Source organism: Gimesia aquarii, from assembly GCF_007748195.1.
In the GTDB taxonomy this organism is placed as follows: Bacteria; Planctomycetota; Planctomycetia; order Planctomycetales; family Planctomycetaceae; genus Gimesia; species Gimesia aquarii.
This window is the reverse complement of record NZ_CP037920.1, coordinates 2762804-2786135: the sequence shown is the minus strand read 5'-3', so window position 1 is coordinate 2786135 and position 23332 is coordinate 2762804. Positions and strand designations below refer to the sequence as shown.

At 44.3% G+C, this 23332-nt stretch carries 28 protein-coding genes; 11 read left to right on the top strand and 17 right to left on the bottom strand.

From position 1 onward, the window contains the following. Nucleotides 1-2 precede the first annotated feature (2 nt). The gene (locus V144x_RS11210; RefSeq protein WP_144985251.1) at nucleotides 3-1049 is read left to right on the top strand and encodes a sialidase family protein; all 1047 of its coding nucleotides are present in this window, start codon (nucleotides 3-5) and stop codon (nucleotides 1047-1049) included. A 48-nt stretch (nucleotides 1050-1097) separates the two neighbouring features. Here the strand turns inward: V144x_RS11210 and V144x_RS11205 are convergent, their stop codons facing one another. The 13 genes from V144x_RS11205 to V144x_RS11145 all read right to left on the bottom strand — a co-directional run bounded on the left by V144x_RS11205 (nucleotide 1098) and on the right by V144x_RS11145 (nucleotide 7712). Continuing rightward, entirely contained in the window at nucleotides 1098-1787 is a 690-nt protein-coding gene (locus V144x_RS11205) for a class I SAM-dependent methyltransferase (RefSeq protein ID WP_144985250.1), read from the bottom strand. Further along, a complete protein-coding gene (locus V144x_RS11200; RefSeq protein WP_144985249.1) occupies nucleotides 1784-2065 on the bottom strand; it encodes a hypothetical protein in 282 nt (93 codons plus the stop codon). Before V144x_RS11200 ends, V144x_RS11205 begins: the two co-directional genes overlap by 4 nt. Nucleotides 2066-2097: 32 nt before the next feature. Next, a complete protein-coding gene (locus V144x_RS11195; protein ID WP_144985248.1) occupies nucleotides 2098-2586 on the bottom strand; it encodes a hypothetical protein in 489 nt (162 codons plus the stop codon). 76 nt (nucleotides 2587-2662) lie between these two features. Continuing rightward, nucleotides 2663-3106: a hypothetical protein gene (locus V144x_RS11190; protein ID WP_144985247.1), complete on the bottom strand. Its 444-nt coding sequence runs from the start codon at nucleotides 3104-3106 to the stop codon at nucleotides 2663-2665. A 58-nt stretch (nucleotides 3107-3164) separates the two neighbouring features. Continuing rightward, entirely contained in the window at nucleotides 3165-3401 is a 237-nt protein-coding gene (locus V144x_RS11185) for a RebB family R body protein (RefSeq protein WP_144985246.1), read from the bottom strand. A gap of 63 nt (nucleotides 3402-3464) precedes the next feature. Beyond that, the gene (locus V144x_RS11180; RefSeq protein WP_144985245.1) at nucleotides 3465-3698 is read right to left on the bottom strand and encodes a RebB family R body protein; all 234 of its coding nucleotides are present in this window, start codon (nucleotides 3696-3698) and stop codon (nucleotides 3465-3467) included. Nucleotides 3699-3760: 62 nt separating this feature from the next. Beyond that, nucleotides 3761-3997: a RebB family R body protein gene (locus V144x_RS11175; RefSeq protein ID WP_144985244.1), complete on the bottom strand. Its 237-nt coding sequence runs from the start codon at nucleotides 3995-3997 to the stop codon at nucleotides 3761-3763. A 92-nt stretch (nucleotides 3998-4089) separates the two neighbouring features. Further along, a complete protein-coding gene (locus V144x_RS11170; protein ID WP_144985243.1) occupies nucleotides 4090-4347 on the bottom strand; it encodes a RebB family R body protein in 258 nt (85 codons plus the stop codon). A 94-nt stretch (nucleotides 4348-4441) separates the two neighbouring features. Continuing rightward, complete coding sequence (locus V144x_RS11165) at nucleotides 4442-4675, bottom strand: RebB family R body protein (protein ID WP_144985242.1); 234 nt, start codon at nucleotides 4673-4675, stop codon at nucleotides 4442-4444. Between the two features lie 226 nt (nucleotides 4676-4901). After that, nucleotides 4902-5960: a hypothetical protein gene (locus tag V144x_RS11160; RefSeq protein WP_144985241.1), complete on the bottom strand. Its 1059-nt coding sequence runs from the start codon at nucleotides 5958-5960 to the stop codon at nucleotides 4902-4904. A gap of 154 nt (nucleotides 5961-6114) precedes the next feature. Continuing rightward, complete coding sequence (locus V144x_RS11155) at nucleotides 6115-6486, bottom strand: hypothetical protein (protein ID WP_144985240.1); 372 nt, start codon at nucleotides 6484-6486, stop codon at nucleotides 6115-6117. Nucleotides 6487-6512: 26 nt separating this feature from the next. Then, nucleotides 6513-6737 carry a RebB family R body protein gene (locus V144x_RS11150; protein ID WP_197998870.1) on the bottom strand — a complete coding sequence of 75 codons (225 nt, stop codon included), beginning with the start codon at nucleotides 6735-6737 and terminating at the stop codon, nucleotides 6513-6515. A 183-nt stretch (nucleotides 6738-6920) separates the two neighbouring features. Next, on the bottom strand, nucleotides 6921-7712 hold the full coding sequence (locus V144x_RS11145; protein WP_144985238.1) for a hypothetical protein: 792 nt from the start codon (nucleotides 7710-7712) through the stop codon (nucleotides 6921-6923). Between the two features lie 598 nt (nucleotides 7713-8310). Here V144x_RS11145 and V144x_RS11140 point away from each other — a divergent pair. From V144x_RS11140 to V144x_RS11130, 3 genes are all read left to right on the top strand, one after another. Beyond that, nucleotides 8311-8805 carry a hypothetical protein gene (locus V144x_RS11140; RefSeq protein ID WP_144985237.1) on the top strand — a complete coding sequence of 165 codons (495 nt, stop codon included), beginning with the start codon at nucleotides 8311-8313 and terminating at the stop codon, nucleotides 8803-8805. A 27-nt stretch (nucleotides 8806-8832) separates the two neighbouring features. After that, complete coding sequence (locus V144x_RS11135; RefSeq protein WP_144985236.1) at nucleotides 8833-9669, top strand: NAD-dependent epimerase/dehydratase family protein; 837 nt, start codon at nucleotides 8833-8835, stop codon at nucleotides 9667-9669. Nucleotides 9670-9921: 252 nt separating this feature from the next. Beyond that, the gene (locus V144x_RS11130) at nucleotides 9922-11232 is read left to right on the top strand and encodes a DUF1501 domain-containing protein (RefSeq protein ID WP_144985235.1); all 1311 of its coding nucleotides are present in this window, start codon (nucleotides 9922-9924) and stop codon (nucleotides 11230-11232) included. Between the two features lie 77 nt (nucleotides 11233-11309). On the opposite strand, the gene V144x_RS11125 is transcribed toward V144x_RS11130, so the two are convergent. From V144x_RS11125 to V144x_RS11115, 3 genes are all read right to left on the bottom strand, one after another. Then, on the bottom strand, nucleotides 11310-11582 hold the full coding sequence (locus V144x_RS11125; protein WP_144985234.1) for a hypothetical protein: 273 nt from the start codon (nucleotides 11580-11582) through the stop codon (nucleotides 11310-11312). 192 nt (nucleotides 11583-11774) lie between these two features. Further along, nucleotides 11775-12836 (bottom strand): prenyltransferase/squalene oxidase repeat-containing protein, encoded by a 1062-nt coding sequence (locus V144x_RS11120; RefSeq protein ID WP_197998869.1) that lies wholly within the window; start codon nucleotides 12834-12836, stop codon nucleotides 11775-11777. 230 nt (nucleotides 12837-13066) lie between these two features. After that, on the bottom strand, nucleotides 13067-14629 hold the full coding sequence (locus V144x_RS11115; RefSeq protein WP_144985232.1) for a sulfatase: 1563 nt from the start codon (nucleotides 14627-14629) through the stop codon (nucleotides 13067-13069). Between the two features lie 340 nt (nucleotides 14630-14969). Between V144x_RS11115 and V144x_RS11110 the strand changes: the two genes are divergently transcribed. The 7 genes from V144x_RS11110 (at nucleotide 14970) to V144x_RS11080 (ending at nucleotide 21503) form a co-directional block, all read left to right on the top strand. After that, nucleotides 14970-15680 (top strand): hypothetical protein, encoded by a 711-nt coding sequence (locus V144x_RS11110; RefSeq protein WP_144985231.1) that lies wholly within the window; start codon nucleotides 14970-14972, stop codon nucleotides 15678-15680. Between the two features lie 37 nt (nucleotides 15681-15717). Then, nucleotides 15718-16374: an HAD-IA family hydrolase gene (locus tag V144x_RS11105; RefSeq protein WP_144985230.1), complete on the top strand. Its 657-nt coding sequence runs from the start codon at nucleotides 15718-15720 to the stop codon at nucleotides 16372-16374. Nucleotides 16375-16447: 73 nt separating this feature from the next. Then, nucleotides 16448-17266, top strand: a complete 819-nt coding sequence (locus tag V144x_RS11100) for a class II glutamine amidotransferase (protein WP_144985229.1) — start codon at nucleotides 16448-16450, stop codon at nucleotides 17264-17266. 68 nt (nucleotides 17267-17334) lie between these two features. Continuing rightward, entirely contained in the window at nucleotides 17335-17922 is a 588-nt protein-coding gene (locus V144x_RS11095) for a DUF1990 family protein (protein WP_197998868.1), read from the top strand. A 433-nt stretch (nucleotides 17923-18355) separates the two neighbouring features. After that, nucleotides 18356-19015, top strand: coding sequence for an EF-hand domain-containing protein (locus tag V144x_RS11090; protein WP_144985228.1), 660 nt, complete (start codon nucleotides 18356-18358; stop codon nucleotides 19013-19015). A gap of 545 nt (nucleotides 19016-19560) precedes the next feature. Further along, nucleotides 19561-20094 carry a cupin domain-containing protein gene (locus V144x_RS11085; RefSeq protein ID WP_144985227.1) on the top strand — a complete coding sequence of 178 codons (534 nt, stop codon included), beginning with the start codon at nucleotides 19561-19563 and terminating at the stop codon, nucleotides 20092-20094. 47 nt (nucleotides 20095-20141) lie between these two features. Then, complete coding sequence (locus V144x_RS11080; RefSeq protein WP_144985226.1) at nucleotides 20142-21503, top strand: DNA-3-methyladenine glycosylase 2 family protein; 1362 nt, start codon at nucleotides 20142-20144, stop codon at nucleotides 21501-21503. 71 nt (nucleotides 21504-21574) lie between these two features. Here the strand turns inward: V144x_RS11080 and V144x_RS11075 are convergent, their stop codons facing one another. Next, complete coding sequence (locus V144x_RS11075; protein ID WP_197998867.1) at nucleotides 21575-23230, bottom strand: FAD-dependent monooxygenase; 1656 nt, start codon at nucleotides 23228-23230, stop codon at nucleotides 21575-21577. Between the last annotated feature and the right edge of the window lie 102 nt (nucleotides 23231-23332).

The window sequence follows — 23332 nt, the reverse complement described above, 5'->3', positions numbered from 1 at the left end:
AAATGTTATACAATCACAAATTCGCTTCTGTCCTCACAATGACATTGCTTTTGATAAATCACCGCGCCCAGGCAGATGAAAAACCAGTCTCCATCATTTCTAAACCGATCAAAGGCCACATCCATCCGTCGATCTGCCGTGCCAGGAACGGAGTATTGATCGTCGTTTTTAAAGGGGACAATGTGTTGATGTGTTCTCGTTCAAAAGATGCAGGCAAGACCTGGTTAGCCCCTAAGCCGATTCCCACTTCTGCAAAACGTCCCCAAGTCATTCGCAAAGTAAAGAAGTTTGAAGTCTATCCCGGCACAGCCGATACCCTGCCAGACGGCCGCATTCTTGTTACCTGGAACTATATTGCCGATGACAAACAGAATGACGGGTATTACGAACGCGCATTACTCTACACGCTCAGTGAAGATCAGGGACAGACATGGAGCGAACAACAATTGATAGGTCCCATCGATGAAAAGCATCTCGGAGCCGTTCGCCACAATGTACTACCATGGAGTAATGGACGATGGCTATTACCGCTACGTGTTGGTCCGCCACGACTGTTCGAACCACAGACTGAAACGCTCACAACATACCCCTTAGTTGGACCAGATAAAAACCAACATGAATTCCAACAAATTGTACGTACGTCAACAGAGTCGCTACTGGCTATGGGACCGGTTCTGCTGCGTTCCACAGACAATGGTCAACATTGGTCAGTGGCGAATGGTTTTCCCGCTATTCCCGATAAGCGAGACAATGCCGAAGGTCGATATCTCACCACTCTCTCGAATGGACGTGTCCTTGTTACATGGGGAATCGGCAACAAGAATTATGGACTGAGATATAATTTATCGATGGACGATGGACAAACATGGGATTCAACTCAAACGATTGTTCTGCTCCCCAAAACACCTGTAACAGCCCGTTACTATTCAGCACGCACAGTTCAGATAGATGACTCTCATATAGGTACGGTGTTTATGAATCGGAATGGAGTTCATTTTCTAAAAGTGCCACTCAAACGCTTGAATGATCCACACTCAGCTAATGAATAGCAGATTTTATACACCAAGCGTATCTGGTTCCGCCGCTGATACTTCTTTTTATATTTTAGAGGCCGTTTGATTAAGTAAAACATGAATCACGGATTGGTATGATTCTGGTGTTGGAAACCAAACGAAATCCAGTTGTGCGTCAGGATGTTGCTCAAGAATTAAAGAGGAGAACTTTCCCAGATCGTGTGCTGCCAGATCTTTAGGAACAGAATTCATTTTGTTGACATCATTGAGATAAATACTGAACCCGCGTCGGGCTAGTGTCGATATTTTTCTGACGTTGGCGATATCAGACTCAACTTGCTGTGGTTGTGCGACACCAAACGAACCAAGAGAGATAACCCAGTCAAAAACCTGATCTTGAAAATCATAAGAAAGAAAATCAGAGCAGACAAATTCAGCACTCTTATCAGTTGCATAGAGTTGCATAGCGACATGGTGAAACTCCGGAAGTAGTTCGACTCCCAGATACGTGCCGCGAAATCCACGCATTTGTCTGATAAACGGTAGCAAATGCCCCTGCCCCGACCCAAAATCCAGCACGGATTTAATCTGTTGCCAATCCTGAATCTGAGATTGTGAGATGGCGTGATAGCACTGAAGCGCTAAATCGGAGGATGACCAGCAGGCAGCCTGAATTGTGTGAGCGCCAAACTTCGCAATTCCTCGTTTGTAGAAGTCAGAAACACGTTCGATATCAACTGGCAGTTTGTTTGGATGGGTCGTCAGTGTGTTCATTCGCGTTTCTCAAGAGGTAAGTGGTCTAACCATTTTTTTAATTGTTGAATACCACATTCGTTAAGTTCTGAATACAACTCTAAACTCATCGGTATCGGTGAATGCAATTGAACTGTGACACTCATCGTCAGTTTTTTTACATTTGTGCCGGAATACTCAAACGCCCATTGACCTCCACTGGCCTTAACCGGTGAATCCGGTTTTTCTTTACAAGCCGTCAGTTCTTGACCTAATGAATCAATGAGTCGACTGGGTTGAGTTGGCTTTTTTTCATTCACTATTCACCTCCTGAGGAATCATGGGGCAGAAACTATTTCGTTTCAGGTTGATTCTGCATTGATTCGAAAAGTTGTAGCATAGATGAATCCATCCATTTCATATTTTGAGACAACAGGTCTTCAGGTGTTTCTGTATCATTTTCCGCAGTCTCAGTTGTTATTTTCGTAGCAGGAAAACCGGGTAATGTTGGTATTTGCTGTTCAGGAACAGCTTGCGCAGAACTATCCAGAATCTGAGAAGTTTCCAGACTCATGGAAGCGTCATTCAGAATCACTTTTGCTTTCTGAAAGGCACTATCTACAATGTCAATGATTGCTGTAGAATCGTTCTTCAAAGAATCATTGATCAGACTTTCTTGTGTAGTAGCAGCATCCTGGATTGATGACTTTATCTGAAAGCTTTTCGTAACAGCCAGTTGCGCGTCCAGAACTGCTGAATGTAATAGTTTCGTTGCGTTTCTGACTGCAGCCTGATATTGCTCTTGCTGTTGAAGAATATGGTCTGGGTTCTCGTAATTCATTTCCCCATCTCTTGTCTATTTGATTTAGCTCTATTTAATGATTACAGAAACATTTTTTGCGAAAGTATGCATGAGATTACTGATCGAGTTGTTGCAACACATGGACGGCAGAATCTCCGATCTCCTTGAATGCTTTTGCGGTCTCCTTGATCGTGTCGAGTGATTTATTGATCACTTTTTCATACATGACTTTTTCTGGCTCTGCGATCCACTTGGCCATTGCTACGCCTATCGCGACGGTTTCTTCAGTGCTGATGTTGCGCATCAAATTAGCAGCATCTTGAATGGCTACCGCCGTAGTCTGGGCAACTGACTGTACCGCTTTAGCAACAGCGTAATCGTAGGCGGTTGGTATATTATGTTTACCGAAATTTCCACTTTCCAAAGTCTCATCATGGACATCACCTCCGTGGCCAGAACCGTGTTTCTTCTGATGAATGTTGAGTGGTGGAACGACTTGATCTTGAGTATGCCGGGCACTTTCCCGAACCATGTCGATGTTGCGATTAGAATCAACCATGTTCGTCTCTTCTCTTAAAGATAATTGTAAGTCGGCTGGTGTTGATTGCTTTTAAAAATCACTTTGATAGAGAGGCATTAATAATTGCAGCACAGGTACTGGCCACGGCAGCGTTAGCGGTTTGTGAACTGGCGAATTGTTCGGTTCCCGAGTTGTGCATGATCAGAGAGAGAGAGTGAGCGAAAGCCTCATTCACGACACCCTGTGACTCCGCAATCGAATCGATCAGAAGTCTTTCGTTGTTTATCGTTACCGCTTCGACAATAGCGGGATTCACTTGAGGATTCTCGGACATGAGTAAAACTTTCTATAAAGACAATTATTTTCATTGAAATCACTGGTTGATAAGTACAGATCCTCACATATCCTTTTGTAGTGAAAGTAACATCTCAACCGACTTGGCCGTAGCCGCCTGATGCATGATATTCGCTTGTTGTTGTGCGTAGACGGCATTGATGGAGGCCATCGCTACCGAATTCGCCATCGTTTGATACAGATTACCCATCGCCATTGCGGGAGCCATTCCAAGCACAGCAACGTTCGATTGTGTGATTGCATCTATGATCTGAGAGTTCACCTGTTGATTATTCATTAATCTCAAGCTCGTTTGGTAAACGCTTTACCTCTGTTATTTCACAGTTGGGTACACAATAATTATTCTGGATCTTCACTTAATAGTTTTGTCACTCCCATCGTGCTGGTTGCCTGATGAGAGAGATCACCCTGCTGCTGCGCATATACGGAATTGGCAGCTGCCAAGGCAACAGAATTTCCCATCGTCTGGAACAGGTTTCCCATTGACATGGCTGGTGCTGCACCCAGAACTTGCACATTTGTTTGAGTGACAGCACCGGTAATCTGAGGATTTACTTCTGGAGATTGATTCGGCATGAAAGTTCCCTTTTTCTGATTGACTGGAATTAATTAAGTTAATAGAGGTTTTGGAGACCGTCACAAACCTGTAACGGTCTCCGAACAAAAAATTAATTAGTTTTCGGCGGTGGCGGCTGAACCTGCAAACTCAGTAGCTTGGAAACCCCCATCGTACTGGCTGCCTGATATGTGACGTCAGCCTGTTGTTGCGCATAAACGGCGTTAGCAGCCGCCATGGCAACCGAATTGCCAATCGTCTGATACAAACTGCCCATCGCCATCGCGGGAGCTTCGCCAAGAACTTTCACATTTGTTTGAGTAATGGCATCGGTAATCTGAGGATTTACTTCTGGTGTTGTGTCGGCCATGTGGGGCCCTTTCATGAAAAGAACAAACAAAATTGATCAAACCCGCCTCACCATGAGACAGATCGCTCTACTGTTGTTTCACATATGAGTTCAATTAAACCTCTAAACTTAAAAGTTTGGATACACCCATGGTGCTGGCTGCCTGATAAGTGACATAGGTCTGCTGTTGTGCAAAAACGGCATTGGCAGCCGCCATTGCCACTGAATTTCCAATCGTCTGGTACAGGCTGCCCATTGCCATCGCAGGGGCTTCTCCGAGTACTTTCACATTCGTCTGAGTAATCGCATCAGTAATCTGAGGATTCACTTCTGGTGTGGTATTGGCCATCCTTCACTCCTTTCATGAGGAATTGCTTGATTTAAAGTGACATTGAAATCGTCTTCAAACCCGGGTCGTAAAAATCGTATGAATTACATCCTGTAACTTTATGAATACTTTCTGGCTCGCTCCAAATACATCACTAACCATCATCTTAAATAACTGTATCATGCCTACAGATAGAAACAGGGAAGTCTGGTGGCAGTGAGTTTCGTCTGGCATTGTTTGAATTGTCCTATCCATGACAGTTTGTCTTGAGCAGATCGACAGCTTCATAAGCATAGACCCCCTGTTCGCCTTCGTAATCCGGGTAAGTTACACGGAAATCAGAGCCTTCAGGCAAAACGGCCAGTTCAGGTAGTGGGTAAAATTGAAGGGGAGATGCAAGATTATTTCGATCGAACCGCCCCAATTGAGTGAGCGGGGTGTTAGGCCAATTTCGGGAAGACATCCCATCGGTGAGTAATGCAAGAGCACCATTTTTCACAACAACATTTGAAGCCCCTAGGTCCATCCCGCAAGATGTCACTAACTGAAGATCTAAGGGAGGGTATGATGGATCGACCACATTCCATAATAGAGTCAATGCGTCTAAGAGCACTCCTTTGTAATGGTCCAGACAAACTTCCAGTCCCGACATCATATCATCCCAACGAATTAAATTGTCTAATGACTGATCGGGATTAAGTTCATATGAAAAGATTGTCCCAGGGTTGAGATTTGCATGCCAGTCCTTGTCAGGTCCGTCAATATTCGAAATGTAATGTTTCTCCATGAGCACATACGGAGCCGATGCATCCATCTTATCTCGTTTACCACGCATCAAAATGGTTGTATTCAATAATCCTCCCGTAAGTACGTACTCGCCATCTCCAGGTAGGTGAGAGGTGATCGTCCCCGCAACAATACTCCAGTCTTTGAATTCATTCTGTCCATGAATTGCATCATAAATCGCCTCTGCAAGTTCATAGCGAAGCTCTGCCGGATAAGAGCCCCAATATGTCATGAGATTAAAACGACGGGAGTCCACTTCATCTGCAGATGCATTGCGAAAATAAAATTCGGGAGCCATAAAAATTTTTAATGTTTTATCATCAATCATTCCCGAATGGTCTTTGAATTTCTCTCTGGTCCAATAGAGGACATTGACGAACCTCTGTGCCCGATCTTGCAAATCAGCATTGGAGAGACTTACAAAAGGAGCCGCACCAACGGGAGCGACTGGCCCCGAATGAGTAGGGTAAAAGGTGGGAACTGCGTAGCTCATGAACAAAACTTTGTTGTACTTCGGCATGAGATTCTCCTGATGTGAGACGAATTCAGTGGTAAGGAACTATCACTTGAATTTGATCGTATCAGGAAAACAAGCTCGATCTAGAAACAGTTTCAGGGCAGTCTGGTGGAACTAATATTGTTTTGAACTGGGACACTGATTCCGCAGAGACTTCTCAAGCGGGGAATTGACTCAACGTTTCTCCTGCGGCTTTGGAGATGGTTGTGAAGACAACCGTTGCCTGTTCGATCACTTTGAAGGCTTCTTTAATCACGGTCAGCCAGATCACATTCACACCATCGCTCTTTACATATTCGTATGAGGCTACTGAAACGATGGCTAAATTAATTTCCATGACATTTCGAAGAAATGAAGCTGCATCTTCGACTAACATCCCGGTTGCCTGTGATACCATTTGAAAGGCCATCGCCTTCCCTACTGATTGAGCTGAGTCAGCACTTCCCTTCGAGGAAAGCGATTGTTGTGCACTCTGGAACGCTGCTGCATTTTTATGCGCGATCGATTGAATCAAGTCTGTATTAGACATCTCTCAACTTTCACTCAAATCGTTTTTCATTTCATCTGTTGCATGATCTTCACCACACCGACAGTCGTAATTGTCTCACCGATTTTATCCATTCCTTGTTGTGTTGATGTGGCACTGGCCATAGTCAGACTCACACATTGACTGAGCGTGGAATAGACAATCCCGATAGCGACCCCGGGAGCATCACCTAATACCTTGAGATTTGAAGACGTCACACTATCAACGACTTGACTGTTAACGGTCTCTGCCATGGTTCTCATCCGTAATCGTATTTAACTGTGATCGTAACGTGACCTGTTGTGACATGTTACAAAACGAATTCGTTGGCGGAATTGTCAACGATTGTCCCTGTTTACACTACGGGCAATTCGGTGTCACTCTTGGGGAACCTACTGCAAGCAACCCATTCCTGCGTTCTTAGTTATAGCAGTCGTTTACAGGATATTATTCTCGGGATACATCTCTGGGCACAGACCTTCCCACATCACACCTTCACCACTACCATCACCACGAAATTTGATCAGGGAATTTCGCTGGTTACGATTCAGACTTTTAATCGTATCCTGTAATCTGCGTTTTGGTACAACGCCATCTCTTAAAGGTAATGGATCATCAATTCTTACAGGCCAGTTCTCTTCTTCAAAGACTGTCAACACCGTTTCCTGATTAGGAGACGGAACTTTATAGCGTTTGATCAAAGTACCATTCCAATACAGCTCACGACGTTCCGAATGCCAGGAAGGGATCATCTGCTTTAATGATTCTGATGATCTCTCTGGGACAATATTTTGATAAGTTCCAAAACTTAAGATTTTCTTTGACTCTGAATGTTCCTGAGTGACCTGACTTTTATTCGGATCATCTCCAGTTACGATGGTATCAACAGGTTTGTCATAGGAACTTAAACTGGCATCAAGTGTTTCGTGATAACCAGAAAGTGTCAGCGCAAGGCAAGAACGTTTGTTGAAAACAAGTGAGTCATCGAGAATAAACTGCCGCTGCTTGTGTGCAGGAACCGTAGTTTCGATCCCATGAACGGCAAATTCTTTGCATACTAACCAGCGTAAATCACCATCGGTTAAATGCAATTCCTTCAAACGAAATACTTCTACGGAAAACTCCATTTCAGAGCGTTCTGTATCAACTGCATACTCAAATGCCTTTAAAAGCGTGTAGAGACCAGCTGACGCATACGTAAAAAGTTTGGTCAAACGAGGGTTACTCATTGTAGAATAATATTTTCAATCTTCTCAATTCTCATGGCCCGAGGAGTATTTTAAATGCGATGGAGAGGCAATGAGGATTGACAACCAAAACGAATCAATTCGCCCAATTTATAAATACCCTGCAATCGCCCCATTTTGACCACATAAACCCTTATGTCAACTTGTATTTATGTATATTAATTCAGTATTTATCTTGATTTCGAGATGGAATGAACCCAACTTAAAATATACAAAAACGCATTCTCCTCATCTTTTTGGATGCTTTTTGCATCTTGTTGATGCATGAATCCACAGAAACAAATTTGATTCGCGAGGGTTTCAAATGTTGATTGACCAATCTTATGATGCCATGAATTGTGATGATCTCTATCGCATTAGATTTTGTTCATTGAGAACACCAGCCATAGTTCCGAGATGAAGAAAGCAAGGAAGTTTTTGAAATCAATTTCTCATAAACCAACATGTGATTTCATATGTGAATTTACAAGGCAAGTAAATTCAGAATTGAGTTGCCATAGTCGTTGTGTGCTATACACTGAATTACAAAATTGTGAACGGTATCTTCTGAGTTTATAAAACTCCCACCAGAGGTTCTCTCATGAACAACAATGATATCAATGTTTGGTTTGACGATCACGGTTTGTCTAGTGAAGTACAAAGCCAGTTCATTCCCCCTTCCGGCCACTGGCAGCTTAACGTAGGAGAATTTCCGGTTCGAATCCAAACACAGGAGTCAGCAAATCGCATGCGGATTGTTGCTTATATCACCGGAGCGGAAGGCATCAGTATCGCTGAATATCAAATTATGATGGAGGCAAACAGCCATTCTGCTCTGGATGCCAGATATGCTATTGATAACGGGTACATTGTGTCGCTGTTCCTGCACCCCTTCAAAGAACTAGATCTAGTCCAATTCGTGCTTGGGTTTTATCAGGTCATTAGTTGTGCGGAAACGTATGGGAAAGATTATACAGGTGGCACACTCTTCTATGGTGCCTCGCAGGAGACAGGTAATGCATCAGCCATGGAGCAAGGCGCGGATAGTTTCCTGGAATCTCTCACATCGAAAATACGTAATATTCGCAACAACTGAAATTTCTCTTCATTAGAAAGACCAACAATGAAACGAGTTCTGGTCACCGGTGGTTCAGGGCGATTGGGACGCGAAGTGATCAAAGCATTGTCGAAAGGAAATTACGAAATACTCTCGCTTGATGTTACTGCTGCTGAGAATAATGACGTGCAGTTCATGCATGTTGACTTAACCGACCGTACTGCTGTTTGCGATGCCTTAGCTGGTGCAGACGGCGTGATTCATCTTGGTGCCGTACCAGGGCCGCTCGCACAACCCGAAGCGGATACGTTTCGAACAAATGTAGTCAGTACCTGGAACGTTGCTGAGGCGGCTGCCATACATGGTCTTAAGCGAATCGTATTTGCTTCATCTGTCTTTGTCCTCGGATGGCATGAAGACGCGACAGCCTTTCAACCTGAATATGTTCCCGTTGATGAAACTCACCCTCTTACACCCCTCGAAGCATATGGACTTTCCAAAGTAGTAGGCGAAGAAACGATGTCTGCATTCAGCCGTCGAACAGGGATACCAGTAGTCAGTTTACGCATCATGAATGTCATTCAGACTGATGGATACAATGCGTTACCCTGGCCTACCCCCACACTCGATTCACTAGTGCAATACACTCATTGGCCTTATGTTGATGTACGTGACGCCGCAAAGGCTTGTTGTCAAGCACTCGAAGCATCTACAGCCGGTCACGAAGCGATGTATATTGCTGCTGAAGATATTCGATTCGACACTAACACGGCATCTTTAATTCAGAAATTCTTACCAAAGACGGAGATTCGCCATCCACTACCTGGAAGGGCAAGTGTGATCAGCATTGAAAAGGCTCGAAAGCTCATAGGATTCTCTCCCGAATTCAGCTGGCAACATTAATTTGCTGATATCATATCATTGGATAGGGAAGCACTTTGTTACCGCTTTACTTTAATAAGATGCATTCAAAGCTAAGTTTAGTGAAGCATTTTGGACATCTTCATCTTCAATCACTCTGCTCAAATTGTGGTAGAATACATAAACTCCTATTGATTTGTCGACTGAATCATCACACAATTCAAGCTGCATTAGGAACTCCCTATCCTGGAGTTCATTCCAGCATGCAAAACGCACAATTTGGAAGGAGAACTCATGTTGATACTCCCCGGTCATCAATATCAGTGTTGTGACGGTCTCTCTCGTCGTGGTTTTCTTCAAATTGGCGCACTCACCTTTGGTGGCCTCACGCTGCCACAACTTCTGAGGGCGGAATCGCAGTCAAACGGTAAGGCAACAGGAAAATCGGTCATCAACATTTTCCTGAACGGTGGCCCCACTCATATGGACACCTTCGATCTCAAGCCACAGGCTCCCTCAGAATTCCGGGGGGAATTTCTGCCCATCAAAACCAACTCGCCTGGCTTGGAAATTTGTGAGTTAATGCCTGAGCTGGCAACAGTTGGCAATCAGTTTTCGATTATTCGTTCTGTGGAAAACTTTAAGAATGAACACAACGCACGTCAGTCAGATTCGGGTTGGTCTGTGAACTCACTGAAAAATATCGGTGGTCGCCCCGGCATAGGTTCAGTCATGTCGAAAATCCTGGGACCAGCTCAAGTAACACCAGAAGGAGCTGCACCTACAAATCTCGATTTAAGCGGTAGTACGAGGCCCGGTTTCCTCGGTCCGATGCACTCCGCATTTCGTCCCAATTCCCGTGCACGTGGTAATTTGATACTTGATCGCAGAGTGACACGCGAGCGGCTGGATGACCGTGCTCAATTACTAAAGGACTTGGACGGGATCAAGCGAGCAATGGACGCCAGTGGGCGCATGAATGCCATTGACAGTTTCACAGAACGGGCAATGGGAATTATCACTTCGGGAAAACTGGCAGACGCTCTCGAAACAAAAAACGAGGATCCCCGAACCAAAGAAATGTATGGGATTAGTAGAGACCGCTATTCACGTTCCAATGAATCATTTTTGAAAGCCCGTCGATTACTTGAAGCCGGTGTACGTTGTGTGTCTTTAAATTTTGGTAGCTGGGATACTCATGGCAAGAATTTTGACAGTATGAGAAAACAACTCCCTCCTTTAGGTAAAGCGCTTTCTGCATTAATAACTGATCTGGAGCGTACTGGGCGTCTTGACGACACGATTATTATGATGTCGGGTGAGTTTGGTCGTACACCACGCGTCAATCGAAATGCGGGACGTGATCATTGGAACCGAGCCGGGTTCTTCTTTATCGCCGGTGGTGGCATGCAGCATGGTCAGGCTATTGGTAAAACCAACCGCCTCGGTGAATTCCCCCAGGAACGGCCTGTGAAGTTGCAGCATATCTTCCATACTGTCTATCACCAGCTTGGAATTGATGCAAACAACATCACATTCACTGACCCGAATGGGCGCCCCCAGTATATTGTCGAAGAACGTGAATTAATTCACGAATTGATTTGAATAAGACTGAGTTCCATCGTGATGCTTAAATGCGCAATCGTTTCTGAAACGAATTATTGAAATTAAGATTCAATCTTTTATTCAATGTTCTTAAATTCGAATTCGATGCCACCAAGCCAAATGGCTAATAAGTTGTAAATCCATGCAAAGATGACAAAAAAGATAAACCCCACTATACCCATTAATAACGGACCAAACGAGTAAATGATCCCAATGATTTGAATCTCACCACTTCCTAAGATGACCATAGGAATCCCAACAAGGGTGTAAATGAACCCAAACAAGACATAAAGTGCTGTAATGATCTTACTGGACTGCAAAATCGAGATTCTGGCTAACTGCTTTTTCATAATTTCACTCCTGGAAAACAATTTGGCTGCTTTCAGACTCAGGGTTCTATTCTCTGAATCCACATTCGATACACGATCAACGCATTTCGAACGCGTCAGGATCATTATTTCTTAGTAATCTTTGTTTCCAGAGTTTGCTCAGGCTGGAATGAATTGCACGTGCATATCTATAGCTTCGAAAGATAGACAAGACTATTTCGACTGTAGTGGAAGACTCTCTACCAACCCGATGACAGCCCACGTTGTGCCCCAAAAAACAGCCGTTTCTTGCACACGATCTTTTTTCTTCTCTTTCGTACCGCGTACCGGCCATGAACCATCTTTGCGTTGTGTGCTAATAAGAAACTGTTGAGCACGTTTGATTGCAGTATCTTGACGCTTCAGTCCTGCGCGGAGTAATGCATAGAGAGCCATTCCTGTTCCCAATGCATCACTTTCTTCATCCACAATCCAACCCCAGCCGCCATCGGGTTTTTGTTGACTGAGGAGTTTGTTCAGAATCTGATCTCGCAAGCCGGTCTCTTTTCTTTCTTCTGCGAGTAACAATCTCAGCACATACCATTCAACGCTTTTTCCAGGAGAACTTGTTTCGATATATTTCAGAGCCTGTTCAACAACTTGAGTGTCCTTATTGTTCTCCTCCAAGAGCAATGCCAATGTCAGCCACATAGTTGTGACACTCATTGTTTCAGACTTTGATCGCTTTTGAGATGGGAGTTGTCCACCAGGCTTCCACGAACCTTCAGGCTGCTGCCCTTCATTCAATAAGGCAATCAACTTTTTCCGTGTTTCACTTTGACCAGGATCAGGATTATTTTGATCGAAGCTAAATAGAATCTGAACCACACCTTCCCTGTTTCCCAGACCAACCAGTTTTCCTTTGTCATTTTTGGAGAGAGAGGCATCAGTCGCCCAATTGAACCATTCATCCAGCTTCTCGCTCATCTTAAAACCGTTTCGTTTCGCTTCACGAAGGCTCCAGAGCATCGTACCGACTCTGTGACAGGAGACACACTTTTTCTTCTCGATCCACCAAAGTCCCTTTTCTTCAATGTAGGGAACACTACGTTTAATCGCTTCTCGAACTTGTGTCATCTTTGGTTTGTCTTTAGTGAACGCGACATTCGACGCAACACCAGAATCTGGATTCGACGAAGTTGCTTCTCCATCATCCGCGCGCAAACCAAGTTTGGGATAAAGTATCACGAGCATCATAACAATGAGCCAGTTAATCCTGGAAATTTGAAAAGCCATGATCTTCACCACATCATTCATTTATCGAAGACTTCAAAGAAATTGAGGACCTACCACTCATATTAACGGAAAACCGTTACAGGAGTAGTCCTCATGGCTGGAGACCGAGGTGAAATTGAGATGAAATAAAACGCTTACGCACTCAACTTTTGCTACAAAATACTTTGTAACAAGAGTTTACTTAAATCGAATTTTCAGAGTTTCACCGAAATAATTTACTCACTTCATAATCAGGGCAGTTTCGGTTTTAAAGGCTTAGTGCTCGCTTTTTCCACAGGATAGAGTGCCTGATGCTCTTCCATACTCGCTATCAATTCCTGCATCATTTTTCGAAGTTGTTTAGGTTTTGCGGTAGCCAGGTTATGCTGTTCGAAAGGATCTTCTGCGAGCTGATAAAGCTGATAATGAGAACCTTCGGAATCTTTCGAAGGGACATAATGATAGATCACTTTCCAGTCACCATTTCGGTAACTGGTGAAGTAATTACTGCGATGCGGCGAATGAGGGTAGTGCATCAGAAAGATTTCTTCCCGTGAGGTATCAGGCTTGCCCGTCAATAATGTATCGAGCTGTACTCCATCAACGATATGGTTATCCGGTACATCAACTCCTGTAAATTTAAGGATCGTTGGGAACAGGTCCTGAACGGCCGCAGTTTGCGTCTGGATTATATCTGCGGGAATCGGCAGTCGCTTCTGATTTGCATTGTCTGGATTCGGCTTTGCCCAGGCTGCAATGAAAGGCACGCGCATCCCCCCTTCATAATGTGCGCCTTTTTTACCACGTAACGGGGCAGCACAGGCAACAGCGTGCTGATGTCCCAGTGGTGCGTCAGAGCCATTATCTCCCAGGAAAAAGATGAGCGTATTTTCGGAAACGCCGAGTGCATCGAGTTGATCCAGAATGTCGCCCAATGATTTATCCATGCCCTCAATCAAGGTGGCAAACGCTTGTGCGCGGGCTGGCTTGCCCGATTTTTTATAATGGTCGGCGAAACGCGGATCAGAATCGAAGGGTGCATGGACTGCGTAATGTGCCATATAGAGAAAGAACGGCTTATTCGTCTTCACAACATCAGCCAGTGCTGTCTTAGTTTCCAATGTGAGTGCTTCAGTGAGGAAGGTCTCGGTACCGTGGTATTTATCCAAATGAGGAACCGCATGATGTGCTCTTTTTGTGCCAAGGCCATAATTCTTTGTCCCATAATAACTGCCAGGTGCGCCAAACGAGGCGCCGGCAATATTAACATCGAAACCCAGATTACTAGGATTCGCCCCAGGAAAATCACGCGCTCCAAAGTGGCCTTTCCCCACGTGTATCGTATGATAGCCTTTTTTTTGTAGTAGCCGAGCCAATGTGATATCGTTTTTCTTTAGCCCTTCCCAATTCCACTCAGGCGGTCCCTGTGGGCCCCGGTTATTTTTGGAAGGATTGATCCAATTTGTTGCATGATGTCGGGCCGCATTCTGCCCTGTCATTATGGAAATGCGTGTGGGCGAACAAACACTCATTGCATAGAAATTATTGAACCGAATCCCCTGCTTTGCCAAACGTTCCATACTGGGGGTAACATAAAAATCATTGAGCGGATATCGTTTAGGTTTGCCCTTTGCATCAGTCAGAAAAGGAACCGAAGTGTCCATCACACCCATATCATCTACTAGAAATACTACGATATTAGGCTGTTGCTTTTCGGCTTGAATAGTTGCATTGACAGTGGACATCGAGAGAAAAAACAACGTCAGACAACTGACAGCAACCAGTCGCAAACTGCGCAAAAAAAGTAGACTCATGATGTGATGAACTTCCTTAATTAAGAGCACTGAAATAGCAACAGAGCTGAAACCGGTATGGTTCGCTTCATTCTGACTATAACAGACTAAACCCATTGATGTCTAATGAAGAATCGTCTTAATTTATTCAATCCCCCTATCAGCCTAGTAGGTATGTTTGCGAAAAAATTTATTAGTTTATAGTGGGATAACCTTAATTGTAATTTATATTTCCGTGAGTATTTATTGCTCACAAACGACCACTCAATTAGAATCATCTCTGCAATATATCAGTAGCTCATGCCGGTCTTCGGAACGTATAAAATCAGGCCATATCGTTGTACTTGCAAGAAAGAACAAGATGGCAGAAAAGTATTTTGTCGAATGTGACTGTGGTAAACGTGTGCGGGTCGAATTGTATGAGGCAGGTACAGAAAAAGCATGCCACTCCTGTCATAAAAGTGTGATGGTACCAGACACCATCACACTTCAAGAGTCTTCTGGTGACAAATATCCAATGATGCGTCCGATTGAAAAAATTCGACGCACTCTTGAACTGGGTGAACCTCCGTTTGATGGTTTATGCCATCATTGTGAAGATGCAGATGCCACATTTGCAGTTCCCATCACTTTAAGTGTGTTAATTGAGCGACATATGGACCACGATGGAGGCATCCGCCCGACTTTAAACGGTGGAGTTAAGCTTGTGGCTGCCGCTGCAGAAGAATTCTGGCAGGAAACAGCATTTCCGCTCTTGCTCTGCCAGAAATGCCATAGTGAATTTCAGTCTGCACAAGCAGCCGCCAGCATGAAACGCAAACTCGGACTTGTGGGACTGGTTGGACTGTTAATCGCTTTTTTGGTCTTCGCCTACTTTAATGCTGAGTTGGTTGCGTTATTTGCCGGCATCTTCTGGCTGATAGGCGCGTTTGCATGGGCAGCTCGATTTCGCGACACAAAAAAAATAGAGCCATACATTGTAGCCTGGCTCAATGACATCCGCTGGGTACCAGAAACTCTTGCATTGGAAGATGAATACCATTTAACGGTTGAGAGTTCGAAGAAATTTTAAATGACAAATTTTCCAAAAACCGAAATCAGAATAGTAAATGACAAACATAATTATGAAGCTCAACTGTAATACTCTTATTCTAGATTTAGATGGAACAATTAGTGACCCTAGTTTAGGGATCGCACGCTGTTTTAATCATGCTTTGGAATTGCACGGATTGCAGCCTGTACCTGAAAAGTTCATAAAACAGGAAATTGGCCCTCCGCTAGATGAAACTTTCCTAAAGCTATCACCTGGAATTACGTCATCAGAAATTAACAAACTCATCGCTACCTATCGAGAAAGATATTCAGATGTTGGATATTCCGAAAACAAATTATATCCTGGTATCCCTGCTGTACTTGAACTACTTCGCAATGCCGGTATCACTCTCGGGATCTGCACATCAAAGCGTAAAGACTATGCGGAAAATATATTGTCTCACTTCAAGTTAATAGATTATTTTGCTTTTGTTAATGGTGGAGATATTGGTATCGCAAAGAGTTCTCAATTAGCTGATTTAAGAAAAGCTAATGCCATTGATAAAGAGGCTATCATGATAGGTGACAGGTCAATCGACATCAATTCAGCACATAAAAATAATTTACGATCAATTGGCGTCCTATGGGGTTTTGGAGATTATGCTGAGTTATCTAAAGCTTCACCTACATGCATTCTAGAAAAAGTCGAGGAACTCCCTGAACTCGTCATCTAAGAATCGTGTTCATGATCGTAGAAAAATGCAAAAACTCACAATCTTCTAATCACATTTACAGAAAGTGTTCCTTATGTGTCGTTGGCTTGCGTATTCTGGTTCGCCGCTGAAGTTGAGTGCCTTGTTAACGCGTCCAAATCATTCGCTGATTGACCAAAGCCGCCACGCAACTCAAAATATTGAGAGTTTGAATGGTGATGGATTTGGGGTCGGCTGGTACGGAGAAGATCCCACACCAGGCGTTTATCGTGATACCCATCCCGCCTGGAATGACACGAACTTTCTGCATTTGGCAGAGCATGTTCGTTCGGGGCTCTTTCTGGCACATATTCGTGCCGCAACCGGAACCCCGGTACAGAAAACCAACTGCCACCCCTTCTCCTTCGAAAACTGGTTGTTTCAGCATAACGGTTCCGTGCCCGATTTTCGTTCTCTTAAGCGCCAATTACTATTTGATATTGATCCTGAATTGTTTCCTTATCTGGAAGGATCAACAGATTCAGAGATTTTATTCTTTCTGGCGATCACATTCGGGCTGAGAGACGATCCCCCAACGGCCCTGGCCAGGATGATCGGGCATGTCGAACAAACCCGCACAGCAGCTGGCATTCAGGAGCCCATTTTCTTCAGCGCTTGTACGACGGATGGAGAACGATTGTGGGCCGTGCGGTACTCCAGCAACCAACAATCTCGGACACTATATCACAGTTGCCATCTGGGTGCCTTACATGATATTGATGGGACGTATGATGCTTTGCCGAGTGATGCAATCATTGTGGTATCTGAGCCGCTGGATGATCTCACTAAACATTGGAAGGCAGTGCCTGAGTCTTCCTTGCTCATCGTCGAAGAGGGTAGAGCAAAAGTATTGCCCTTCTCACCTGACTCTTGATATTCTGCTACATGAATAGAAAAAATGATTATAAATCGAATCCGAACTTTTGCTATGTTTGAAAGCAAATGTATCTTTTAAAAAAGCCAAGCTCTCAACAAATCAATGACTTCATTGTATCACAAGCTGGGTTCGACTTTACTTATTCGATGGTTGGGTCCACAAAGCATGAAGACTCTCCCTCCGGATTTGTGGTCGATCACAACCGTGTTTGCCTGGGAAAAGGCAAAGCAATTTTTGAGGTCGCTAAACAGGCAGTGTCTGACTGGAATCAGTTCCAATTTGATTGGATTGAACTTCATCGCTTAGACACCATCACTGAGCCCGGTCAAACGGTTGGTGTTCTGGCACACGCATTGGGACTCTGGGTACTCAATGCGTGTCGTGTAGTTTATGTCATTGAGGAAACAGAACCAGTTCATCGATTTGCTGTTGCCTATGGAACGCTGCCGGAACATGCTGAATCAGGTGAAGAACGATTTCAAGTGGAATGGCATCCTGAAGATGATTCCGTTTGGTATGACATCCTGGCATTCTCTCGCCCCAACCAGTTGCTATCAAAATTGGCTTATCCTTATGTACGTAGAAAGCAGAAGCAATTTGCTGTAGATTCGAAGCAAGCCATGAAAGATGCGATCGCCAAAGCACAAAAATAAAATTGACAGCAGTTGTGATTTCTTTTCTCGATATTCTTCTTTTTTGAGCCGAAAGTTTGTACGAGGACGCTCGAGTTACCATTTGACGTAGATTCATGAATTAGTATTCAAATGCGTATCTCATTTTGTCTGATTGATATTTTTATCAAGCCCCTTTTTATTCAAATAATCTGTAGCAATCTGATGGAGGTATACGTTTCTAATAAGAGACATATCCGTGATCGATATTGCTGTATTTCATAACGCTTGATTCAGCAAAGACATACAGATCGATCATCCTGTTGTTATTATTGCATTCAGACCTTCTTAACTCTCAATAGCAAAGTTCAGGTTGCCAGTAAGCGACATCGTTTCAAAGGCACTCTTTAACTTAAGTGGGCCAACTGTCATTTCGTAGTAAAACAATTGTCGTCCAAAAAGGGGGAACCTACCGATGCGAAAAGCTGGTTTTATGCTCACAATGTTTGCGCTGACGATCTTCGCCAGTGATGCTTATGCCCAACGTGGAGGAGGCCGAGGTCCAAGAGGTGGTGGCCCACCAGGTGGCGGAGCCCAGCAAGGTGCCGGAGGTGGCCAACGTGGAGGCGGTCAATGCCAACGGGGGCAACAGGGAGCCGGTGGTGGAAATCAAATGCGACGCGGTGGTGGTAACCAAAATGGAGATGACGGAGTTGACGCTATCGAAGAACTCACTGAATTGATGGCTCGAATCGATCAAAACCGTGATGGTGTAATCGCACGGAATGAAGTACCCTCTCAGCTTGTTCCTCGCATGACGAGTGCTGATATCAATGGAGATGGGATTCTGAATCGTCAGGAGCAATTAGCAATCGTCGATCGTGCCAGAATATTAAGTGGTCGCTCCAACGTCACTGGCTTGGGACTGACTGCGGATATCTTCACAATGTTAGATCAAAATAAAGATACTGCCGTAAGTCGTACAGAGGTTCCCAGACAACTCCAACGCCTCTTTCTAACTCTTGACTCCAATAAAGATGGTGTCGTCGATGCAGAAGAACAAAAGGCGGCTCTCTATCGCATCAAAGGTAGACTCAATCCAGAAAAACCCAAAGTTCGGGTTCCTGCGACATAAAATTGTTGTGTGTTAAAAAAATAGTGCCAGGAGCCGATTTAAGACTTTCATGGTGTACTTCCTTGGGGCGACCGATTTTCGTTTTCCGAGAGCGATAATCCAGGTCGCTTCACCGGTCAACAAGAAGTTCCTGGCACTTTTTTGCAATCAAGTCGGCCGAATATTCATGTGGATCGATTTCGGGAAGATCAGTCGATTATGTGAATTATCTTTTAAAAGTGAGCTTTAACGAATTTCATTTTGTAGACCATAAATTACAAATTTGTCCTGTTCGCAATGAACACCAGACCCTCTCAAGCAGTAACTATCTTGTGTGGTTTTATTAAGATAACAGGACATATGCCCTCTCTATCGAAGCGCCAAATTTGACTCTTTTCTGATCATTCAAATCTCAACTCAATTGTGAGTGAAAATCTCTGCAAGTTCTATTTTCATTTTTAACCTACCTCACTTTGATGTCCGAATTCTGCCAGTCTCCTGTTCGTACGAAGCATATAGTTACCATTAACTAACCAACAAATTCGTACTAAGTTAAGGAGCTCAAAATGCGAATGAATTCAAGTCTGATTACGGTAACTGTTCTCGCTGGTCTGGTGACTCTACCGTTACTTAAAGGAGATGAACCTGCATCTGAAAGCAACTCGGCGACAACGAAAGCAGGTTTGAAATATCAACCTGTTGGTAAAGGTGTTCGCTGGCTGGTAAAAAAAGATGCATTTCTGAAAACTTTGGTTGAACGCGATAACTATGGAAATGCTGATGTGGAAGTTGCAGAACTGTACCTTCCTAAAGTTCCTCAATCAGAACAAGCAGTGCAGGGTCTGGAACATGTCCATAAAAGCACAGAAATTTTTTATGTCATTTCTGGCAAACTCGGTCATACTGTTAATGGAAAAAAATACGTGATCGAACCCGGTCAAGTAGGAATTGTTCACGCCGGAGATAAAATTATTCACTCGGTAGTCGGCGATGAGCCAGTAAAAGCCATTGTGATTTGGGTACCCGGTGGTGAAGCTGATAATTTAAAGTATAATATGGGTTTTAAAGAACAATCAATTGGCAGCCTCCTGAATGATTGAGCCAGCAGAGCCGGACAACCCAATCGGGCGACACTGAGGTTAGACCGATGAACGAGGAAGATATTTGGTATTTAGCCTATCAAAGTCGTGACCAACGATTTGACGGTGTATTCTTCCTCGGTGTGAAGTCGACTTCGATTTACTGTCGTCCGATTTGTCCTGCCAAAACGCCAAAACGAGAGAATGTTCGATTCTTTTTGACAGCCACAGCTGCAGAACGCGAGGGGTTTCGTGCCTGTAAGCGCTGTAAACCCGAGTTGGCTCCACTCCATTTTCAATCCGCTGATATTCCAGAGCAAATCCGGCGCGCTCTCCATTTGATAGAAAACGGATTTCTTGACGAAGCATGCATTGATTCACTCGCGCAACAACTGGGAATTACAGCGCGACATCTCAGGCGGCAATTCACTCGTCATCTGGGAATCCCACCAAAGTCATGGGCACAAACTCGAAGGTTACACCTGGCGAAACAATTAATTGAGCAGACTTCACTCCCACTCACGCGAATCGCCTTTGATGCGGGATTTCAAAGTATCAGAACTTTCAATGCTCATATTAAAAAAGATTTTGGCTCCACTCCCACTCAAATTCGCAACAAGGCAAACAAAGAATCTGGTATCTGGTCAAGTATTCGATTGAAGATTGCGTACCGTCCACCCTACCCCTGGCATCAAGTCTGCCAACTTCTCAAAAATGAGTTAGTAGAGAATGTCGAAACACTTGAGGATCATGTTTATTCAAAACTAATGAAAATTGAAGATGAAATACTGCTTCTGAAGGTGCGACATCTTACGCTGGAGCACTGTTTTGAATTATCAATCTCTTATCGATCATTACCAGGTTGCAACATCCGTGATTTAGTCACTCAAACTCGACTGTTTACGGATGTGGCTGCAAACCCACTACTTTTACAACAGCATTTTGCTAATTCCACTTTCGAAAAGCGTTTTCAAAAGGGAGTACGTTTAGTAGGGACACTTTCTCCTTTTCAAATGTCAGTCCGATCCATTTTACAACAGTCAATGAAAGCCGAATTGGCTACGAAACTGATGCGCACGATGTGTGAAAAAGTCGAGTTGAACTCTCTACCTTGTTCCAGTTTGTCTTTTGTCTTTCCCCACGCAGAGCACTTGTTGGAACGAATCAGAGATCTAGACATACCTCCTGAACAATTTGGACAGATTCAAAACCTTTGTCTTGCAATGATCAATCAACAAATTGACCTTTCACCTGTCTCAGACCCTTTCAGGCTACAAAATGATTTGATCTCTCTGGTCGGATTAAGCCCCAAAATCGCAACCTATATCGCAATACGCTCGACCGGTTATCCTGACCTTTCATTCAATCGATCGGATTCTTTCCGTCCCTGGAGTTCCTATGCATTTTTGGCTCAAAATGGATTTCTATAAGAACCAGTTCACACACAATGAACGTCAAAATAAAGGTGCTTGAATACAATGACCGGAAGTTGATTCTCTCATTAAGAGAGCCGACCTTGAGTCAGAAGCTCATCAATAAAGCAGGAAACATTCGCTAAATCAGGTGGCTCAGAGCGAAACGCAACATGACCGTCAGGCCGAATCACAAACAGTGTCGGATCAATGACACCAAGCCGCGCGTGTACGTCACCATCAATGTCGTACAACCAGTGATCCATCATAGTTGATAGTGAAATTGTATCGGGTGGTGGTGTCGTTGAGATAATCCAAAATGAGCCGCCTATTGGCTGCATGGCCGTTTCGAATTCGCCTCTCTCGGGAATATCTGATTGATCAGCACTCATCCATAACAGGACATGCCCTTCAGTCTGGCTAAGCTGATTCAGTCTTATCTCAGTCTTGTCTGCTCTCATTTCAAGAGGTCCAGCGTCAGGTATTCGATCACCGGGGAGAACCCCAAGCCATTTTTGTTGTGCTTCGCGACCCGCAGAATGATATCCACTCACTATGGGACTGTCACGGTAATGAAATTCTAATTCGGATTCATCAAGGGCAACCTGATTTTGACCACGTGAAGAACAGAGTATGGCGCAAAAGGTCCGTTTCACACGTTCGACGGCTGTTGGATCGTTGGGAACATCCCTTAGTTCTTCTGCAGCGTCTCCTGTTGCTGCCACTGCAGCAGCAACAGGTCTGCGTTCAAGCTCATAGCTATCGAGTAAATTCTTGTTGGCTTTCCCATTTGCGACAAGTGCTAATTTCCATCCCAAGTTAAAAGAGTCCTGGATTCCCGTATTCATCCCATGCCCTTCGATGGGACTGCATGCATGGGCAGCATCACCGGCAAGCAATACACGATTAGAACGGTAATGGCCACTCAATTGACAATGCGCGTGGTACAACATCGACTGATCAGGCTCGACCAGTGATGCGCCGGGAGAGAGTTGATCAAGGCCCTGATTAATACTTTCGAGAATCTCTGCTGATCCTGTATTATCATCAGCACGAAAATAAACCCGCCATCGCCCCTCGGGAAGTGGGACCGGATTCAGTGCAGGATTTTCCAGTTGAATCGCCGCCAAATCAGGTTCATGCTGCCAATTCTTCAGATGACCATCGATGACTCCCCATTGGACCGGATAACGGTGTCCGGCGATTTCGATACCAATCGCTTCGCGCACTCTGCTATGAATGCCATCTGCGCCCACTAACCAATTAGAAGTAACTGTGTGCTCTGTTCCATCTGTGGCCCGCAACGAAGCCTTTACCTCTGTTTCAGTTTGTTCAATCTTGCTCAGTTCCCATCCTCGGGTAACGGCTCCTCCCAGTTCAATCAAACGATTTGTTAAAATGTCCTCGGTTTCATTCTCAGAGAGATTAAGGTCATAGGGATGGCGGCAATCTAAACTATCAAACTTGACTGTCGCAATTTTCTGCCCGTAAGCAAAAAGATTGAAACCGTGCATGATGTGCCCACGTTGCAGAAACGACTCAAGAATACCCATCGATTCCAAAACCTCTAAAGATCGACTGTGAATGACCGTAGCACGATCCAGAGGTAGCGGTTCTGGCCGACGGTCGACCAACAGACAATCAATCTGCCTTCTGGCCAATTCGACCGCCAGCGATAAACCAGTTGGTCCTGCCCCGACGATGAGCACGGGGATATTCTGAGGAAGTGATATTTCTGTATTCACAGTTCGGAATTCCGATTCAATGGCTTAACAAGGTTAATTTATAGCGTGAGTCTATTTCCATATTCAAAGTATTCAATACATGTGTATTGTTAAGTCTACGTA

Coding starts and splice junctions, on each gene's coding strand:
- V144x_RS11210 (WP_144985251.1), top strand. CDS start 3: ATGTTATACAATCACAAATTCGCTTCTGTCCTCACAATGACATTGCTT.
- V144x_RS11205 (WP_144985250.1), bottom strand. CDS start 1,787: ATGAACACACTGACGACCCATCCAAACAAACTGCCAGTTGATATCGAA.
- V144x_RS11195 (WP_144985248.1), bottom strand. CDS start 2,586: ATGAATTACGAGAACCCAGACCATATTCTTCAACAGCAAGAGCAATAT.
- V144x_RS11190 (WP_144985247.1), bottom strand. CDS start 3,106: ATGGTTGATTCTAATCGCAACATCGACATGGTTCGGGAAAGTGCCCGG.
- V144x_RS11185 (WP_144985246.1), bottom strand. CDS start 3,401: ATGTCCGAGAATCCTCAAGTGAATCCCGCTATTGTCGAAGCGGTAACG.
- V144x_RS11180 (WP_144985245.1), bottom strand. CDS start 3,698: ATGAATAATCAACAGGTGAACTCTCAGATCATAGATGCAATCACACAA.
- V144x_RS11175 (WP_144985244.1), bottom strand. CDS start 3,997: ATGCCGAATCAATCTCCAGAAGTAAATCCTCAGATTACCGGTGCTGTC.
- V144x_RS11170 (WP_144985243.1), bottom strand. CDS start 4,347: ATGGCCGACACAACACCAGAAGTAAATCCTCAGATTACCGATGCCATT.
- V144x_RS11165 (WP_144985242.1), bottom strand. CDS start 4,675: ATGGCCAATACCACACCAGAAGTGAATCCTCAGATTACTGATGCGATT.
- V144x_RS11160 (WP_144985241.1), bottom strand. CDS start 5,960: ATGCCGAAGTACAACAAAGTTTTGTTCATGAGCTACGCAGTTCCCACC.
- V144x_RS11155 (WP_144985240.1), bottom strand. CDS start 6,486: ATGTCTAATACAGACTTGATTCAATCGATCGCGCATAAAAATGCAGCA.
- V144x_RS11150 (WP_197998870.1), bottom strand. CDS start 6,737: ATGGCAGAGACCGTTAACAGTCAAGTCGTTGATAGTGTGACGTCTTCA.
- V144x_RS11145 (WP_144985238.1), bottom strand. CDS start 7,712: ATGAGTAACCCTCGTTTGACCAAACTTTTTACGTATGCGTCAGCTGGT.
- V144x_RS11140 (WP_144985237.1), top strand. CDS start 8,311: ATGAACAACAATGATATCAATGTTTGGTTTGACGATCACGGTTTGTCT.
- V144x_RS11135 (WP_144985236.1), top strand. CDS start 8,833: ATGAAACGAGTTCTGGTCACCGGTGGTTCAGGGCGATTGGGACGCGAA.
- V144x_RS11130 (WP_144985235.1), top strand. CDS start 9,922: ATGTTGATACTCCCCGGTCATCAATATCAGTGTTGTGACGGTCTCTCT.
- V144x_RS11125 (WP_144985234.1), bottom strand. CDS start 11,582: ATGAAAAAGCAGTTAGCCAGAATCTCGATTTTGCAGTCCAGTAAGATC.
- V144x_RS11120 (WP_197998869.1), bottom strand. CDS start 12,836: ATGGCTTTTCAAATTTCCAGGATTAACTGGCTCATTGTTATGATGCTC.
- V144x_RS11115 (WP_144985232.1), bottom strand. CDS start 14,629: ATGAGTCTACTTTTTTTGCGCAGTTTGCGACTGGTTGCTGTCAGTTGT.
- V144x_RS11110 (WP_144985231.1), top strand. CDS start 14,970: ATGGCAGAAAAGTATTTTGTCGAATGTGACTGTGGTAAACGTGTGCGG.
- V144x_RS11105 (WP_144985230.1), top strand. CDS start 15,718: ATGACAAACATAATTATGAAGCTCAACTGTAATACTCTTATTCTAGAT.
- V144x_RS11100 (WP_144985229.1), top strand. CDS start 16,448: ATGTGTCGTTGGCTTGCGTATTCTGGTTCGCCGCTGAAGTTGAGTGCC.
- V144x_RS11095 (WP_197998868.1), top strand. CDS start 17,335: ATGTATCTTTTAAAAAAGCCAAGCTCTCAACAAATCAATGACTTCATT.
- V144x_RS11090 (WP_144985228.1), top strand. CDS start 18,356: ATGCGAAAAGCTGGTTTTATGCTCACAATGTTTGCGCTGACGATCTTC.
- V144x_RS11085 (WP_144985227.1), top strand. CDS start 19,561: ATGCGAATGAATTCAAGTCTGATTACGGTAACTGTTCTCGCTGGTCTG.
- V144x_RS11080 (WP_144985226.1), top strand. CDS start 20,142: ATGAACGAGGAAGATATTTGGTATTTAGCCTATCAAAGTCGTGACCAA.